Source organism: Thermobifida alba, from assembly GCF_023208015.1.
GTDB lineage: Bacteria > Actinomycetota > Actinomycetes > Streptosporangiales > Streptosporangiaceae > Thermobifida > Thermobifida alba.
Window position 1 is genome coordinate 3,096,847 of sequence record NZ_CP051627.1, and the last position, 16,703, is coordinate 3,113,549.

The following is a 16,703-nucleotide window of genomic DNA, read 5'->3' on the forward strand; positions in this document are numbered from 1 at the left end:
GGGTTACCAGCGGTAGTGAGCGAAGGCCTTGTTGGACTCCGCCATCTTGTGGGTGTCCTCACGTCGCTTGACAGCGGCGCCAAGACCGTTGCTGGCGTCGACCAGCTCGTTCATGAGGCGCTCGGTCATGCTCTTCTCGCGGCGCTGGCGGGCGTACTGCACCAGCCAGCGCAGCGCCAGCGTGGTGCTGCGCGACGCGCGAACCTCGACCGGCACCTGGTAGGTGGCACCGCCGACGCGGCGGCTGCGCACCTCAAGGGTGGGCTTGACGTTGTCGAGGGCCCGCTTGAGGATCACCAGCGGGTCCTGCCCGGTCTTCTCCCTGGCGCCCTCAAGGGCGTTGTAGACGATCGACTGGGCCAGGGAACGCTTGCCGTCCAGCAGCACCTTGTTGATGAGTGCGGTGACCAGCGGCGATCCGTAGACCGGGTCGGTGATCAGCTGGCGCTTCGGCGCCGGACCCTTGCGCGGCATTTACTTCTCCTTCTTGGCGCCGTAGCGGCTACGAGCCTGCTTGCGGTTGCGAACGCCCTGCGTGTCGAGCGCACCGCGGACGATGCGGTAGCGCACGCCCGGCAGGTCCTTCACACGGCCACCGCGGACGAGCACGATGGAGTGCTCCTGGAGGTTGTGGCCGACACCGGGGATGTAGGCGGTGACCTCGATCTGGCTGCTCAGCCGGACACGAGCCACCTTCCGCAGCGCAGAGTTCGGCTTCTTCGGCGTGGTCGTGTAGACCCGTGTGCACACGCCGCGACGCTGAGGGCTCCCCTTGAGCGCCGGGGTCTTGTTCTTCGAAACCTTGGTCTTGCGGCCCTTACGGACCAGCTGCTGAATCGTGGGCACCGCGTCTCCGTCTTCCCTCTTGACCTACGCCGGTTCCATAGCCGATGGATGCGCTATGACCTGCTGGATTTCCCGTTCCCCCCGACCCACGCGCTCGGGCGTGTCGCCCCGGTTTCCAAGCACAGTGGAGCGAATACGCCCGACCAGTGGTCGATTGTCATGGGAGGAGGTGTCACGCGCCGCTCTCCCCGTCGCCCGCATGAACAGGGACAGACACAAAAAGCGCACACGTGTGACCCGTAGACTCACGGGCACGAAGTTGGAGACTACCGAACCGAGATCACCCGGTCAAAATCAGGGTGACCTCGTCCGGCGTCCGCACTTCGCAGCCTCATGCTGCCGTAGGTCTTCTCATAGTGTACGGCGTGTCAAGAGTGGTCGCGTTGATTTTCCAGCCCATCCGGGCACGCTTTCCCCCGGCGTCGGCGAATTCTTGGCAAACCCTCCCCTCCACCGACGCCGGGGTCCGGGTCCGCAGAGGACTCAGAACAGCAGCAGGTATCCGACCACTGTGAGCACGCTCACCACGATCCCGATCACGGCGAGCACCGTGCCCGCCTTGACCAGCTGCTCCCCCTCAAGCTGGCCGCGGGAGGTGCGGATGTTCCTCCTGGCCTTGGGGCCGAGGACCAACGCGATGACCGCGGGGAGCAGACCGATCCCCGGCAGCAGGGAGAAGATGCCGAGCCACAGCGTCGCGGTGGCCAGCCCCTCGGTCTCGGGCCACACGTCGATGTTGTCGTACCCGGGGTAGTCGGCGGACGTTCCCCCGAGGGGCTCGGTGAAGCCGGGGAACTCCTGGGCGATCTTGTCCTTCCTCCGCGAGGCCCGGGGGGCTCCGCCGCGGACCGGTTCGGGACGGTACCGGTCGTCGACGTCGTCATAGTACTCGTCGTCGTCCGGAGCGTCTCCCCGGTCCTCGTCGTGGGGGCTGTGGTCCGCCCCGCGCCAGCCGCTGTCGTAGGCGTCGGCGTCCGACTCGTCCCCGAGCGGCGTCCGGTCGTCGGCGTCCCGGTCGAAACGCCCGTCGTCCCCGTAACCGTCGTCAGCGTGGTCGTCGTATCCGGAGTCCCGGCGTCCGTCGTACCCCAGTTCGTCGTAGCGGGGGGCATCGCCGGCGCGGTGGTCGCTCCCCAGGGCCTCCTCGCTGAGGTCGGGCGGCAGGGGAACCGCTCCGGTGTTCTCCTTGACGATTCCTTCCGCCAGGTTCCAGTTGTCGAGCTCGCTCTGGGAGGCCAGTTCCCTGGCACGGGCGCGACTCTGTTCGTTGGCGATCGCCAGCAGCGGGTCCGCGGACGCCGACGCCGGTGTCTCCGGGGTCCCTCCCTCGTTGGGCGGTGCGGGCTGGACCGTCTCGGTCGGCTCGCCGAGCGGATCCCCGCCGCGCCCACTCCACCGGTCGTCGTCCTCGGCCTCCCGGGAAGCGAAGTCCGTCGTCCGCAACGCATCCCAGGTCGAGGTCGACTCCGGATCAGCAGACTCGCCAAGCGGATCCCCGCCGCGCCCACTCCACCGGTCGTCGTCCTCGGCCTCCCGGGAAGCGAAGTCCGTCGTCCGCAACGCATCCCAGGTCGAGGTCGACTCCGGATCGGACTGGGCCGTCGGGGAGGAGGTGGTGTCGGTCGACCAAGCGGCGGTCCGTTCCGTGCTCTCCCGCACGCTCTCCGGCAGCCGCGGGTCGTCCTGGCTGAACACCCAGGTGTTCCCGCTTCCGGTCCCCAGCGAGTCGCCCGCTGAGGAGTCCACCGGCGTGCGCGGCTCCCACGACTCCCCCCGATCCGAGAACCCGTGGTCGACCGAGGAAGCAGCGCCCTCCCGCACGCTCTCCGGCAGCCGCGGGTCGTCCTGGCTGAACACCCAGGTGTTCCCGCTTCCGGTCCCCAGCGAGTCGCCCGCTGAGGAGTCCACCGGCGTGCGCGGCTCCCACGACTCCCCCCGATCCGAGAACCCGTGGTCGACCGAGGCAGCAGCGCCCTCCTGACCGGAGTCGGCCCCCGCAGCCGAGGAGCCTCCCCACCCGGCCTCACCGCCGAGCAGCGAGGAGTCCACCGGCGTGCGCGGCTCCCACGACTCCCCCCGATCCGGGGTCGCGAATCCGGAAGCAGCGGAAGAGCCGTCGCCGCCGGAACCGGCCGACTCCACGTCCCGGTCACTCCGCTCGGGGTGGTCGGGGCCGGACTGCTGCCGGTAGGGCGGCACCAGCCGGCTCGGATCGAGCGGCGACTGCGGACTGTCCCCGGTGGGAATGCGGTAGACGCTGGTGGGGTCGGGCGGTTGGTGGGTTCGACCGCCCGCAGCCTCGAAGCTCTGCTCGGTCGCCGTGTCGTCGGTGTCGGCCGGGGCAGCCGTGCGGGACGCCCCGGTGCCGCCGGAGTAGCCGGTGGAGGCGCTGTCCGGGCTGCTCGGGGACCACCCCTCGGCGGCCCACTCCGGCAGTGCCCCTGTCGCCGGGGATTCGTCGGCCGTGCGCGCACCGGAGGACGACGACAGCCCGAAGTCGTACCCCGACGCCCCCGCCGACGCCGCCGGCTCCTCCGGCAGCGGCTCGTCCAACCGGTAGGTGGCGCCCCGTTCGCTTCCCGTGTCGATATTCCACGTCCCCGCCGCCGGGGATTCGTCGGTCGTGCGCGCACCGGAGGACGACGACAGCCCGAAGTCGTACCCCGACGCCCCCGCCGACGCCGACGATTCCTCCGGCAGCGGCTCGTCCAACCGGTAGGTGGCGCCCTGTGTGGACGGCACGGCCGTCTCGGCTCCCGCGGGCGAGGTCGGACGGGCGGTGCCGGGGGGTTCGGAGGGGTACAGCTCTTCGGGGCGGTAGGAACGGGAGGAGAGGTCGTAGGCGGGTCCCGGACCGGGGTCGTCGTCGCCGTCCGAAGCGGCGTACCCGGTTCTGCTCTCCCCGCCCTCTCGGTGGGAGCGTGCGAGGTCGCGCGGTGGCAGGTCGAAGGGGTAGTCGTTGGCCGGTGACGGCGTCCCCGCGCCTCCGGACGGTCCGGAACCGCTCAACGCCGAAGGATACGGTTCGGCCATTCCCGGAACACCGCCGCCGTATCCCCCGAGCCCCGGGTAGCCACCACTGTTCGGGTAGCGCGGGCTCGACAGCGCCTCGCGGTGGTCCGACAACCCCGTGCCCGCGGGGTCGTCCTGGTCCTTCTGCTGCTCCTCGTAGGGATCTCGGTACTCCGCCTGAGTCCGGTACCGCTCGCTGCTGGGCTGGAACCAGGAACTCGTCTGCTGCTGCGACTGCTCCTGTCCGCCGCCTGGTCGGTCCGGCGCTCCCCCGTGTTCGGTCACTGTCCTTGATCTCCCGACCGCATTTGCGCGCTCAACAGATTCTCCCAGAGTGAGTATGTCAACCGGTAACGACGGACGGCGGTAGTGCTGCCCGTTTCGAGATGCACTACCGCCGTCGCTCAGTTCAGCCAGACGTCACCGATCGCTTCCGGGTCACCTGTTGTAGGGCCCGAAATCGTAGTCCTCCAGCGGGACGGCCTCCCCCGATCCCTGGCCGAACGTGTACTCGCTGGGCTCCTCGTAGGAGGACACCGAGTACATCGAGGCCTTGGCCTCCTCGGTGGGCTCGACCCGGATGTTGCGGTACTGCGGCATACCGGTACCGGCCGGGATGAGCTTACCGATGATGACGTTCTCCTTGAGACCGAGCAGCGGGTCGCTCTTGCCGTGGATCGCGTTCTCGGTGAGCACCCGGGTGGTCTCCTGGAAGGAGGCCGCGGACAGCCACGACTCCGTCGCCAGAGACGCCTTGGTGATCCCGAGGAGGACGGGACGGGCCGAGGCGGGCTGGCCGCCTTCGGCCACGACCTGACGGTTGATCGCCTCGAACTTGGGACGCTCGACCATCTCGCCCGGAAGCAGCTTGGTGTCGCCGGACTCCAGGACGTTCACCCGCTTGAGCATCTGCCGCACGATGATCTCGATGTGCTTGTCGTGGATCGAGACACCCTGCGACTTGTAGACCTCCTGGACCTCGGAGACGAGGTGCTGCTGCACCGCGCGCGGACCGAGGATCCGCAGGACCTCGTGCGGGTTGACGGCGCCCTGGATGAGCTTCTGGCCGACGTCGACGTGCTGCCCCTCCTGGACCAGCAGCGGAGCCCGCATGGGGACCGGGTAGGCGATCTCGTCCGAGCCGTCATCCGGGATGAGGATGATTTTACGGCTCTTCTCGGTCTCCTCGATCCGGATGCGGCCCTCCACCTCGCTGATCGGGGCCACACCCTTGGGGATGCGGGCCTCGAACAGCTCCTGGACACGCGGCAGACCGTGGGTGATGTCCTGACCCGCCGAACCGCCCATGTGGAAGGTCCGCATGGTCAGCTGGGTACCGGGCTCACCGATGGACTGCGCGGCGATGATGCCGATGGCTTCGCCGACGTCGACCGGCTTGCCGGTGGCCAGGGAGCGGCCGTAGCAGGTGCTGCACACGCCCACCTTGGCCTCGCACACCAGCGAACTGCGCACCCGCACCCGGGTGACGCCCGCCGCGACCAGCTTGTCGATCAGGGCCTCGGTCGTGTCGCTCAGCTTGGTCGCGATGACCTCGCCGTCGACGACGACGTCCTCCGCGAGCGTCCGGCCGAAACCGGTGTTCTCGACGTTGTGCTTGCGCACGACGGTCCCGTCGGGGCGCCGCTCGCCGATCTCCTGCCACAGGGAGCGGTCGGTGCCGCAGTCGACCTCGCGGACGATGACGTCCTGGGCGACGTCCACCAGACGCCGGGTGAGGTACCCGGAGTCGGCGGTGCGCAGCGCCGTGTCCGCCAGACCCTTGCGCTGACCGTGGGTGGAGATGAAGTACTCCAGCACCGACAGGCCCTCGCGGTAGGAAGACTTGATCGGACGCGGGATCGTCTCGCCCTTGGTGTTGGACACCAGTCCGCGGATACCGGCGATCTGGCGGACCTGCATGGGGTTACCGCGGGCACCGGAGTTGACCATCATCCACACCGTGTTGTCGGCGGGAGAGTTCTCCTCCATGTCCCGGGCGACCTCGTTGGTGGCCTTGGTCCAGATGTCGGTCAGGTCCTGGCGGCGCTCCTCGTCGCTGATCAGACCGCGCTCGTACTGGCGCTGGATCTTCTCGGCTTCCTTCTCGTAGGCGTCGAGGATCTTGTGCTTGTTCGGCGGCGGGACCACGTCGCTGATGCTGATGGTCAGACCCGAGCGGGTGGCCCAGTGGTACCCGGCGTCCTTGAGGGCGTCCAGCGTGGTGGCCACCTGGATCTTGGGGTACCGCTCGGCCAGTTCGGTCACCAGAGCGGACAGCTGCTTCTTGCCCATCTGCTGGTTGACGAACGGGTAGTCCTCGGGCGTGGTCTCGTTGAACAGGTACCGGCCGAGGGTGGTCTCCAGCACGTACGGCTGGCCCGGCTGGTAGCCCTCGGGGGCCTCCCAGTCCTCCGGCGGCACGGTGTCGCCCTCGACACGCAGCTTGATCCTCGCCTGCAGGTCGAGTTCACCCAGGTCGTAGGCCATGATGGCCTCGCCGGGGCTGCTGAACGCCCGACCCTCTCCCTTCGCTCCCTCCTTGAGGGAGGTCAGGTAGTACAGGCCGATGACCATGTCCTGGGTGGGCATGGTGACCGGCTTGCCGTCGGAGGGCTTCAGGATGTTGTTCGTGGCGAGCATCAGGATGCGCGCCTCGGCCTGGGCCTCCGCCGACAGCGGCAGGTGGACCGCCATCTGGTCGCCGTCGAAGTCCGCGTTGAACGCGGTGCACACGAGCGGGTGGATCTGGATGGCCTTGCCTTCGACCAACTGCGGCTCGAAGGCCTGGATGCCCAGGCGGTGCAGGGTCGGCGCACGGTTGAGCAGCACCGGGTGCTCGGCGATGACCTCTTCGAGCACGTCCCACACCACCGGGCGGGAGCGCTCGACCATGCGCTTGGCGCTCTTGATGTTCTGCGCGTGGTTCAGGTCGACCAGGCGCTTCATCACGAACGGCTTGAACAGCTCCAGCGCCATCTGCTTGGGCAGGCCGCACTGGTGCAGCTTGAGCTGCGGGCCGACCACGATGACCGAACGGCCGGAGTAGTCGACGCGCTTGCCCAGCAAGTTCTGGCGGAACCGCCCCTGCTTGCCCTTGAGCATGTCGGACAGCGACTTGAGCGGGCGGTTGCCCGGGCCGGTGACCGGACGGCCGCGGCGGCCGTTGTCGAACAGCGCGTCGACGGCCTCCTGGAGCATGCGCTTCTCGTTGTTGACGATGATCTCGGGCGCACCGAGGTCGAGAAGCCGCTTGAGCCGGTTGTTGCGGTTGATCACCCGGCGGTACAGGTCGTTCAGGTCGGAGGTGGCGAAGCGGCCACCGTCGAGCTGCACCATCGGACGCAGGTCCGGCGGGATCACCGGAACGCAGTCCAGCACCATGCCCATCGGGCTGTTGCGGGTGTTGAGGAACGCCGAGACGACCTTGAGCCGCTTGAGGGCGCGGGCCTTCTTCTGGCCCTTGCCGGTGCGGATGGTCTCGCGGAGCTTCTCCGCCTCGGCCTCCAGGTCGAAGTTGGCCAGCCGCTCCTTGATCGCCTGGGCGCCCATGCCGCCGCGGAAGTACTTGCCGAAGCGGTCCCGCATCTCGCGGTAGAGCAGCTCGTCGCCTTCGAGGTCCTGGACCTTGAGGGTCTTGAAGCGGTTCCAGACCTCTTCGAGGCGGTCGATCTCCCGCTGGGCGCGGTCGCGGATCTGCCGCATCTCCCGCTCGGCGGCCTCGCGCACCTTGCGGCGCGCGTCGCCCTTGGCGCCCTGCTCCTCCAGCTCGGCCAGGTCGGCTTCGAGCTTGCGGTGGCGTTCCTCCACCGCAGAGTCGCGACGCTGCTCCAGGTGCTGCCGTTCGACGGAGATCCGGGCTTCCAGGGACGGCAGGTCGCGCTCGCGGGCCTCGGTGTCCACCCAGGTGACCATGTAGGCCGCGAAGTAGATGACCTTCTCCAGGTCCTTCGGGGCCAGGTCGAGCAGGTATCCCAGCCGGCTGGGCACGCCCTTGAAGTACCAGATGTGGGTCACGGGCGCGGCCAGCTCGATGTGGCCCATCCGCTCGCGCCGGACCTTGGCCCGGGTGACCTCGACACCGCAGCGCTCGCAGATGATGCCCTTGAAGCGGACGCGCTTGTACTTACCGCAGTAGCACTCCCAGTCCCGGGTCGGACCGAAGATCTTCTCGCAGAAGAGCCCGTCCTTCTCCGGCTTGAGGGTCCGGTAGTTGATGGTTTCCGGCTTCTTGACCTCGCCGTGCGACCACTGGCGGATGTCGTCAGCGGTGGCGAGGCCAATCCGGAGCTCGTCGAAGAAGTTGGCGTCGAGCACTTAATTCGTCCCCTGCTCTTGGATTGCGGAATCAGACCTCTTCGACACTGCTCGGCTCGCGCCGACCAAGGTCGATACCCAGTTCTTCCGCCGCACGGAAAACGTCCTCGTCGCTGTCGCGCATCTCGATCGACATACCGTCGCTGGAGAGCACCTCCACGTTGAGGCAGAGCGACTGCATCTCCTTGATGAGCACCTTGAAGGACTCGGGGATGCCGGGCTCGGGAATGTTCTCGCCCTTGACGATGGCCTCGTAGACCTTGACGCGGCCGGTGACGTCGTCGGACTTGATGGTGAGCAGTTCCTGCAGGGCGTAGGCGGCGCCGTAGGCCTCAAGCGCCCACACCTCCATCTCACCGAAGCGCTGACCGCCGAACTGCGCCTTACCACCCAGCGGCTGCTGGGTGATCATCGAGTACGGGCCCGTGGAACGGGCGTGGATCTTGTCGTCCACCAGGTGGTGCAGCTTCAGGAAGTAGGTGTAGCCGACCGCGACCGGCTCCTTGAACGGCTCACCGGTGCGCCCGTCGAACAGCTTGGCCTTGCCGAACTCGTTGACCAGGACGTCGCCGTCCTGGTCGGGCAGCACGGAGGACAGCAGACCACCGATCTCGTCCTCGCGCACACCGTCGAAGACGGGAGTGGCGACCTTGGTGTTCGGCGGGGCCTCGTGCGCTCCGATCTCGCGGAGCCTGCGCTTCCAGTCGGCGTCGTCCCCCTCGATCTTCCATCCGTGCCGGGCGAGCCATCCCAGGTGTATCTCCAGGATCTGGCCGACGTTCATGCGGCCGGGCACGCCCAGCGGGTTGAGGATGATGTCGACCGGGGTGCCGTCCTCCAGGAACGGCATGTCCTCCTGGGGCAGGATCTTGGCGATGACGCCCTTGTTGCCGTGCCGGCCGGCGAGCTTGTCGCCGTCGGTGATCTTGCGCTTCTGGGCGACGTATACGCGGACCAGTTCGTTCACGCCGGGAGGAAGCTCGTCGCCGTCCTCGCGGCTGAACACGCGCACGCCGATGACCTTGCCGGACTCGCCGTGGGGCACCTTGAGGGAGGTGTCGCGGACCTCACGCGCCTTCTCACCGAAGATCGCGCGCAGCAGACGCTCCTCCGGGGTCAGCTCGGTCTCACCCTTGGGGGTGACCTTGCCGACCAGGATGTCGCCGTCGACGACCTCGGCGCCGATGCGGATGATGCCGCGCTCGTCCAGGTCGGCGAGGACCTCCTCGCTGACGTTGGGGATCTCGCGGGTGATCTCCTCGGGGCCCAGCTTGGTGTCGCGGGCGTCGACCTCGTGCTCCTCGATGTGGATCGAGGACAGCACGTCGTCCTGGACCACACGCTGGGACAGCACGATGGCGTCCTCGTAGTTGTGGCCCTCCCACGACATGTACGCCACGAGGAGGTTCTTGCCCAGCGCCATCTCACCGTGCTCGGTGGACGGGCCGTCGGCCAGCACCTGGCCCTCCTCGACCCGCTGGCCCTCGTCGACGATGGGCCGCTGGTTGAAGCAGGTGCCCTGGTTGGTGCGCTTGAACTTGTGCACCCGGTAGGTCTTGCGGGTGCCGTCGTCGGCCAGGACGGTGATGTAGTCGGCGGTGACGTCCTCGACGACACCGGACTTCTCGGCCAGGATCACGTCGCCGGCGTCGGTGGCCGCGCGGTACTCCATGCCGGTGCCCACGAGCGGGGCCTCGGCGCGCAGCAGCGGAACCGCCTGCCGCTGCATGTTGGAGCCCATGAGCGCGCGGTTGGCGTCGTCGTGCTCCAGGAACGGGATCATGGCGGTGGCGACCGACACCATCTGCCGCGGCGAGATGTCCATGTAGTGGACCTCGTCGGCGGCGACGGACTCGAACTCCCCGCCCTTGCGGCGCGCCAGCACCCGGGACTCGGTGAAGGTGCCGTCGGCGTTGACCGGGGTGTTCGCCTGGGCGATGACGTACCGGTCCTCCTCGTCGGCGGTGAGGTAGACGACCTCGTCGGTGATCCGACCGTCGACCACCTTGCGGTAGGGGGTCTCGACGAAGCCGAAGGAGTTGATCCGGCCGTAGGCCGCGAGCGAACCGATCAGACCGATGTTCGGGCCTTCGGGCGTCTCGATCGGGCACATGCGGCCGTAGTGCGACGGGTGCACGTCGCGGACCTCGAAGCCGGCCCGCTCACGGGACAGACCGCCCGGGCCCAGCGCCGAGAGGCGGCGCTTGTGGGTGAGTCCGGCCAGCGGGTTGGTCTGGTCCATGAACTGGGAGAGCTGGCTGGTGCCGAAGAACTCCCGGATGGAGGCGACGACCGGCCGGATGTTGATCAGGGTCTGCGGCGTGATCGCCTCGACGTCCTGGGTGGTCATGCGCTCGCGCACGACGCGCTCCATACGGGCCAGTCCCAGGCGGACCTGGTTCTGGATGAGCTCGCCGACGGTGCGCAGGCGGCGGTTGCCGAAGTGGTCGATGTCGTCGACCTCGATCGGGAACGTGCCGTGGGGGCGCTCCAGCTCCTTCTCGCCGGCGTGCAGCCGGACGAGGTAGTCGACCGTGGCGACGATGTCCTCTTCGGTGAGCGTCCCCTGGGTGATGTCGGTCTCCAGCCCCAGCTTCTTGTTGATCTTGTAGCGGCCGACCTTGGCGAGGTCGTAGCGCTTGGGGTTGAAGTAGAGGTTCTCCAGCAGGGTCTGCGCGGACTCCTTCGTGGGCGGCTCACCCGGACGGAGTTTGCGGTAGATGTCCAGCAGCGCGTCGTCGGTCCCGGCGGTGGGGTCCTTCTCCAGCGTGTTGCGGATGGACTCGTACTGGCCGAAGCGCTCCAGGATCTGGTCGGTGGTCCAGCCCAGCGCCTTGAGCAGGACGGTGACACCCTGCTTGCGCTTGCGGTCGATGCGGACACCGACGAAGTCGCGCTTGTCGATCTCGAACTCCAGCCAGGCGCCCCGCGACGGGATGATCTTGCACCCGTAGAGGTCCTTGTCGGAGGACTTGTCGATCTGGCTGTCGAAGTACACGCCGGGAGAGCGGACAAGCTGGGAGACGACGACACGCTCGGTGCCGTTGATGATGAACGTGCCCTTGGCGGTCATGAGCGGGAAGTCGCCCATGAACACCGTCTGGCTCTTGATCTCACCGGTGTCGTTGTTGATGAACTCCGCCGTGACGAACATCGGGGCGGAGTAGGTCATGTCCTTGTCCTTGCACTCCTCTTCGGAGTACTTGGGCGGCTCGAACCGATGGTCGCGGAACGACAGCGACATCGTGCCCGAGAAGTCCTCGATCGGACTGATCTCCTCAAAGATCTCTTCCAGGCCGGACTGCTCCGGAATGTCCTTACGGCCGGCGTTACGGGCCGCTTCGACTCGGGCACGCCACTTCTCGTTGCCGAGCAGCCAGTCGAAGGACTCGGTCTGCAGGGCGAGGAGGTTCGGGACCTCAAGTGGTTCCTTGATGCGAGCGAAGGAAACGCGGTTCGGACCAAGGGCGTTAGCGGAGGCGATGCGCGAGGCTGCCAACAGGGGTCCTTCCGAAGGCTTGTGGCGGTTGATGCGCGCGCACGCCGGACGCTCCAAAAGCCGAAGAACCACCGGACAGGGGTGGGTCTACGGTTTGCGAGGGCCGTGCGGACCGGGCTGGTCGGCGAGGATCAGCCCGTGTACACGGACTCTCCACAAGGAAACGTCAAAGGGCAGCGCAAAAGGGCAGTGTAGCCGAACACTACACCGCTGTCCAACAGTGTGCCCCAAGATTGCCCAAGACATCTCGCAGCATCGCTGCTGAAGGCCGATTCGTCAAGCCCAGAGAGGGCATTCCGGCCAGTTCCGGCAGAGTGAGAGGATACACAGGGCCTGGCAGGTGTGAGCTAACCAACATCGGGGAAGGAAGAAAAGTTCACGCCTCTGCCAAGGAATTTTCAATTCCGGGTCACTTTCCCCGCCGAGCCCGGCACCGGACGCCCCTGTGCGCCCCGTTCCCGCCTCCCGCCGCTCCACCGGGGCGGGGAAAGCGGAGGGCGGCCGCCCCCGGGGGACAGCCGCCCTCGTGCAGTCCGGACGGACTACTTCAGGGTCACGGTGGCGCCGGCACCCTCCAGGGCGGCCTTGGCCTTCTCCGCGGTCTCCTTGTTGACGCCCTCCAGCACCGGCTTGGGGGCGCCGTCGACCAGGTCCTTGGCGTCCTTCAGGCCCAGGCTGGTGAGGCCCCGGACCTCCTTGATGACCTGGATCTTCTTGTCGCCGGCGGCTTCGAGGATGACGTCGAACTCGTCCTTCTCCTCCTCGGCGGCGGCCTCGCCACCGCCACCGCCGGGAGCGGCGGCGACGACCGCGGCCGGGGCGGCGGCGGTGACGTCGAACTTCTCCTCGAACAGCTTGACGAACTCGGAGAGCTCCAGGAGGGTCATCTCCTCGAACGCGCTGAGCAGCTCCTCGTTGCTGAGCTTCGCCATGGTTGCGATCTCTCTTTCTCTACCGGCGTCCGCGCCCTGTGACGCGACACCGAGCCTGCAACGCCGACGCGTACCGCGCCGACCACGGACGGGTTGTGCGGGGCCTTCGCCGTCTCCGGGAAGGCCGCGGTTCTACTGGGACTCCGCTCGCTTGTCCGCCAGCGCCTGGGCGAGGCGCACAGCCTTGGACGGCAGCGCCTGGAACACGGCGGCAGCCTGGCTCTGCTTGGCCTTGAAAGCACCGGCGAGCTTCGAGAGGAGCACCTCACGGGACTCAAGGTCGGCCAGCTTGGTGATCTCCTCGGGCGTCATCGGCTTGCCGTCGATGACACCGCCCTTGATCACCAGCTGCGCGTTCTCCTTGGCGAAGTCACGCAGCCCCTTGGCGGCCTCCACCACGTCGCCCTTGACGAAGGCGATGGCGGAGGGGCCCTTGAGCAGGTCGAGGATCTCGCTGTCCGTCACGCCGGCCTCCCTGGCCGCGATCTTGGTCAGCGTGTTCTTCGCCACGCGGAAACGCGCGTTCTGGCCGAGGCTGCGGCGCAGCTGGGTGAGCTGCGCGACAGTGAGCCCGCGGTATTCGGTCAGCACGGCACCGCTCGAACTCTGGAATTCCTCCTTGAGTTCGGCGACCGCCGCTGCCTTATCCGGCCTCGGCATGGGACTCCTTCCAACGGTGAACACCGGTCGAGGTCCCCGTGCGGCGGGCAGCGCGGTTGCGACAGAAAAAGCCCCGGCGCAAGCGCACGGGGCCCAGGACCTCGGGCCTGGCAGAACACGGCACGGGTCCAGAAGCTCACAGCAACCTGCGCGGGCCGCCCGACATGTACGGGACCTTAGGTCACCCGACGGGTGACGACCAGCGGTCTTCGGCAGTTGCCAATGCTAGGCGATAACCGGGGCCGAGTCGAACGAGAACCGTCCGCCCGGCCCGGCCACCGGGTCAGGCCCCCGCGCCCGCTAGCTCTCCGAGGCCCTGGAGCGCTTCGAGGTCCGACAGGTCCAGGATCTGGTCATCGGAGGGGAACTCGACGGAGACCTCGGAGTTGAACTCCAGGAAGTCCATCGTCATCTCCGCGCCCTCGAAGCCCGTGAACCGGTAGCGCTGCGGCAGCCCGTCCTCACGCACCCACAGGGTGAAGGGCACCTCCCTGAGGCCGGCCTCCTCGACACTGTAGGTTCCGGTGTACCTGGTGGTGGGGACACCGTTGATCTCCTCGGTCCCCTCCTCCTGGACGTCGTCGCTGGCGAGCAGGTGGTCCAGTTCCTCGAAGGGGTCCTGCATGCTCCCCTGCGGAATGACCTCCTCGCCCGCGTCCAGGCGCAGCCAGCCCTCCTCTGCGCTGCCCATCAGCATCTCGCTGCCGCGGACCAGGATGGTCATCGCCCCCTCGGGGGTGTCCATCACCATCTCCATGGTGGGCTCGGGAGAGGACACGTAGGCGATCTCCATGTCCAGCGGCTCACCCTCCGAGGTCCCGGTGACCCTGGCCCGGTAGCTGTCCACCTGCTGGGTGTCCTCCACCAGGTTCCGGATCCGGTCGAAGATGCTCTCGGAACCGGCGGAGTCCGTCGAGGCCTCCTGGGTGTCCGGTTCCGGCGCCTCCTCCGCTCCGCCGCAGGCCGTCAACGTCAAAGCCACCGCTCCAGCGGCGAGGGCAACGCCAAACTCACGCAACATCTGCTGTCTTTCCAGTCGTTCTCAGCTCTTCGGCCGATTTCGGAGGATTCTGTCCCACCCTAGTGACGTTTTCCGAGCGTTCCTGGCTCCGTTCCGGGCACGGGAACCGCCTCCGGAAACAGGCGGGCGCTCCCCGGGGGACCGGGGAGCGCCCGTGAGCGCGTGCTGCGTCTGGACGTCAGGCGGCGGGAGCGGCCGCGCGCACGACGTTCGGGTCCACCGGGATGCCGGGGCCCATCGTGGTGGTCAGGGTGATCTTCTTGATGTAGCGGCCCTTCGCGGCGGACGGCTTGAGCCGCAGCACCTCGTCCAGGGCGGCGGTGTAGTTCTCCACCAGCTTGTCCTCGTCGAAGGAGACCTTGCCGACGATGAAGTGGAGGTTGCCGTGACGGTCGACGCGGAACTCGATCTTGCCGCCCTTGATGTCGGAGACGGCCTTGGCCACGTCCATGGTGACCGTGCCGGTCTTCGGGTTGGGCATGAGACCGCGCGGACCGAGCACCCGGCCCAGCCGACCGATCTTGCCCATCAGGTCGGGGGTGGCCACGACCGCGTCGAAGTCGAGGAAGCCCTGCTGGATCTGCTCGACCAGGTCGTCGTCGCCCACGTAGTCGGCGCCCGCGGCCCGGGCCTGCTCGGCACGCTCACCGGTGGCGAAGACCAGGACCCGGGCGGTCTTACCGGTGCCGTGCGGCAGGTTGACGGTGCCGCGCACCATCTGGTCGGCCTTGCGCGGGTCGACGCCCAGACGCATGGCGACCTCGACGGTCGCGTCGAACTTGGTGCTGCTGGTCTCCTTGGCCAGCCTCATGGCCTCGGCCGGCGTGTAGAGCCGGGTGCGGTCGATCTGCTCGGCTGCCTTGCGGTAGCCCTTGCTGCGCTTCACGAGTACTCCTGGTGAAAGGTTTGTGGTGTGGGCCAGCGCCTGACCCTGCCACGGAAGGAAAAGGGAAGGGAACGCCGGACGGCGGTGCCCGACTACTTGACCTCGATGCCCATGGAGCGGGCGGTGCCGGCGACGATCTTCTCGGCGGCTTCCAGGCTGTCGGTGTTCAGGTCGGGAAGCTTGGTCTGCGCGATCTCGCGGACCTGGTCGCGGGTGATGGAGCCGGCGACGCTGCGGCTCGGGTCGGAGGCGCCCTTCTCCAGGCCGGCGGCCTTGAGGATCAGCGTGGGCGCCGGAGGCGTCTTGGTGACGAAGCTGAAGGTGCGGTCCTCGTAGATGGAGATCTCTACGGGGATGACGTTGCCGCGCTGGGACTCCGTGGCAGCGTTGTACTGCTTGCAGAAGTCCATGATGTTGACGCCGTGCGGACCGAGTGCGGTACCGACGGGCGGCGCCGGGGTGGCCTGGCCAGCGGGAAGCTGGACCTTCACCAGAGCCGCGAGCTTCTTCTTCGGAGGCATTTCGGGTCCTTGTCTTCAATCGCGATTGATCGTGGCCCCGCGCCCCGCGTGTGTGGCGGGGCACACGGCCGCCCCGGTGACGGGGACAGCCGGGATGGTGCAGCGCCCCCGTGCCGGCGGGGGCGTGCGCGACCGTCGGGACCGTGCCGGCCGCGCGCCGGCCCCGTGGGACGGGGCGGGACGGGTCCGCGACGGCGGACCCGTCAAGTCTAAGCGACCGTCAGGCCGTTCAGATCTTGGAGACCTGGTTGAACGCCAGTTCCACCGGGGTCTCCCGGCCGAAGATCGACACCAGCACCTTGAGCTTCTGGGTGTCGGGGTTGATCTCGCTGACCGTGGCGGGCAGCGTGGCGAAGGGGCCGTCCATGACGGTGACGGACTCGCCGATCTCGTACTCGACGTCGCCGCGGGGCTCGGCCTCCTTCTTCCCGGCCTGCTCCTCCTCGACCTCGGGCTCGGGCGCCAACAGCTCCGCGACCTCCTGGAGGCTCAGCGGGGCGGGGCGGTTGGACAGGCCCACGAAGCCGGTGACGCCGGGCGTGTGGCGGACGGCCGCCCAGGACTCGTCGGTGAGGTCCATGCGAACCAGGACATAGCCGGGCAGCACCTTCTCGGTGACCTGCTGCCGCTTGCCGCTCTTGACCTCCGTGACCTCCTGCGTGGGCACCTCGACCTGGAAGATGTACTCCTCCATGTTGAGGGACTGCGTGCGGCTCTCAAGGTTGGCCTTCACCCGGTTCTCGTAGCCCGCATAGGTGTGGACGACGTACCACTCGCCGGGCAGCAACCGGAGTTCGGCTTTGAATTCCTCGACCGGGTCGAGCTCGGGAGCCTGGTCCTCGGAGGCGTCGCTCTCCTGGCCCTCGACCTCGTCGGCAGCCTCAGCAGCTTCCGCCTGCTCGGCACGCGGACCGGTCTCTTCCGCCGACGACTGATCCCGCTCCTCGTTGGGGAGGTCGTCAGAGGTCAGTGGGGACTCGGACACGGCTGCTCTTTCTCTCGTCGGATAAGC

The 16,703-nt window shown here is 67.9% G+C and carries 11 protein-coding genes; all 11 read right to left on the minus strand.

What is annotated here, in order from left to right:
* Positions 1-3: 3 nt before the first annotated feature.
* The 11 genes from rpsG to nusG all read right to left on the minus strand — a co-directional run bounded on the left by rpsG (position 4) and on the right by nusG (position 16,676).
* Positions 4-474, minus strand: a complete 471-nt coding sequence (gene rpsG, locus FOF52_RS13695) for a 30S ribosomal protein S7 (protein ID WP_248590343.1) — start codon at positions 472-474, stop codon at positions 4-6.
* Positions 475-846, minus strand: a complete 372-nt coding sequence (rpsL, locus tag FOF52_RS13700) for a 30S ribosomal protein S12 (RefSeq protein ID WP_011293074.1) — start codon at positions 844-846, stop codon at positions 475-477. It lies immediately after the preceding gene.
* 483 nt (positions 847-1,329) lie between these two features.
* A complete protein-coding gene (locus tag FOF52_RS13705; protein WP_248590344.1) occupies positions 1,330-4,143 on the minus strand; it encodes a hypothetical protein in 2,814 nt (937 codons plus the stop codon).
* Between the two features lie 153 nt (positions 4,144-4,296).
* Positions 4,297-8,172: a DNA-directed RNA polymerase subunit beta' gene (locus FOF52_RS13710; protein ID WP_248590345.1), complete on the minus strand. Its 3,876-nt coding sequence runs from the start codon at positions 8,170-8,172 to the stop codon at positions 4,297-4,299.
* A gap of 31 nt (positions 8,173-8,203) precedes the next feature.
* On the minus strand, positions 8,204-11,671 hold the full coding sequence (gene rpoB, locus FOF52_RS13715) for a DNA-directed RNA polymerase subunit beta (RefSeq protein ID WP_248590346.1): 3,468 nt from the start codon (positions 11,669-11,671) through the stop codon (positions 8,204-8,206).
* 542 nt (positions 11,672-12,213) lie between these two features.
* The gene (gene rplL / locus FOF52_RS13720) at positions 12,214-12,603 is read right to left on the minus strand and encodes a 50S ribosomal protein L7/L12 (RefSeq protein ID WP_248590347.1); all 390 of its coding nucleotides are present in this window, start codon (positions 12,601-12,603) and stop codon (positions 12,214-12,216) included.
* Positions 12,604-12,735: 132 nt separating this feature from the next.
* Positions 12,736-13,263 carry a 50S ribosomal protein L10 gene (rplJ, locus tag FOF52_RS13725; RefSeq protein ID WP_248590348.1) on the minus strand — a complete coding sequence of 176 codons (528 nt, stop codon included), beginning with the start codon at positions 13,261-13,263 and terminating at the stop codon, positions 12,736-12,738.
* Positions 13,264-13,546: 283 nt separating this feature from the next.
* Positions 13,547-14,284 (minus strand): SCO4651 family lipoprotein, encoded by a 738-nt coding sequence (locus FOF52_RS13730; protein ID WP_482258116.1) that lies wholly within the window; start codon positions 14,282-14,284, stop codon positions 13,547-13,549.
* Between the two features lie 178 nt (positions 14,285-14,462).
* Positions 14,463-15,170, minus strand: coding sequence for a 50S ribosomal protein L1 (rplA, locus tag FOF52_RS13735; protein ID WP_248590350.1), 708 nt, complete (start codon positions 15,168-15,170; stop codon positions 14,463-14,465).
* Between the two features lie 92 nt (positions 15,171-15,262).
* Positions 15,263-15,691: a 50S ribosomal protein L11 gene (rplK, locus tag FOF52_RS13740; RefSeq protein WP_248590351.1), complete on the minus strand. Its 429-nt coding sequence runs from the start codon at positions 15,689-15,691 to the stop codon at positions 15,263-15,265.
* A gap of 229 nt (positions 15,692-15,920) precedes the next feature.
* Positions 15,921-16,676: a transcription termination/antitermination protein NusG gene (nusG, locus tag FOF52_RS13745; protein WP_248590352.1), complete on the minus strand. Its 756-nt coding sequence runs from the start codon at positions 16,674-16,676 to the stop codon at positions 15,921-15,923.
* Between the last annotated feature and the right edge of the window lie 27 nt (positions 16,677-16,703).